The sequence below is a fragment of the Methylobacterium sp. WL18 genome, from assembly GCF_008040015.1.
GTDB classification, from domain to species: domain Bacteria; phylum Pseudomonadota; class Alphaproteobacteria; order Rhizobiales; family Beijerinckiaceae; genus Methylobacterium; species Methylobacterium mesophilicum.
This window is the reverse complement of record NZ_VRVD01001100.1, coordinates 1-850: the sequence shown is the minus strand read 5'-3', so window position 1 is coordinate 850 and position 850 is coordinate 1. Positions and strand designations below refer to the sequence as shown.

1 protein-coding gene is annotated in these 850 nt (G+C 72.4%); it reads left to right on the top strand.

The genetic code is table 11. From position 1 onward, the window contains the following. Positions 1-850, top strand: an 850-nt coding sequence (locus FV228_RS31140) for a patatin-like phospholipase family protein (RefSeq protein WP_147857908.1), incomplete at both ends; no start/stop codon positions are given.

Here is an 850-nt window from a genome sequence, read left to right as displayed (position 1 = left end):
GCGGCGACGAGGGCGGCCGGGAGGCCCTGGAGCGGCTGTGGCGGGCGACCGCCGAGCGCTCGCCCCTGCGCGGCTTCGAAGGGTTCGGCACCACGTTCGAGCCGTACGTGGCCCCCTTCCTGGACCCGTTCGTCGCCCGGTCCCTGGCGCTGTTCCGCGAGGCCTCGGCCTACGTCTCGCCATTCCTGCCGACGTTGCGCGACATGCACCTGTTCCAGGCGGTGGTGCGGGCCAGCATCGACCTCGACACCGTGGCCCGGCAGGAGCGGGTGCCGCTCTACGTCTCGGCCACCGACATCCTGACCGGCGCGGCGCAGCTGTTCACCGGCCCCGAGGTCACCCTGAAGGCCCTGATGGCGTCCTCGTGCCTGCCGGAACTGTTCGCCCCGGTGGAGATCGACGGCCGGCGCTACTGGGACGGGGGCTACGCCGCCAACCCCGCCCTGGAGCCGCTGGTCTTCAACGGCCACGGCGCCACCGACCTGATCGTCCTGCAGCTGACGCCGTTCGTGACCGACGCGATCGGCCTGCTGCCCTCCGAGATCGCCGGGCGGGTCAGCGACATCAGCTTCAACGCCTGCCTGATGCGCGACCTGAAGGCGCTGACCGAATTGCAGCGCTACGCCCGGGAGACGGACACCCGGGACGCCCGGATGCGGGCGGTGGCCGACATCAACATCCACCTGCTCCAGGCGCCCTGCGAGCTGGCCGGGGGCGAGATCAGCAAGCTCGACACCCGCTGGTCGACGATCGGCGCCCTGCGCGACCTCGGCCGTGCCACCGCCGAGCGCTGGCTGGCCGAGAGCGGCCACGCGATCGGCGCCGATTCGAGCCTGCAGACCCTGGAGGC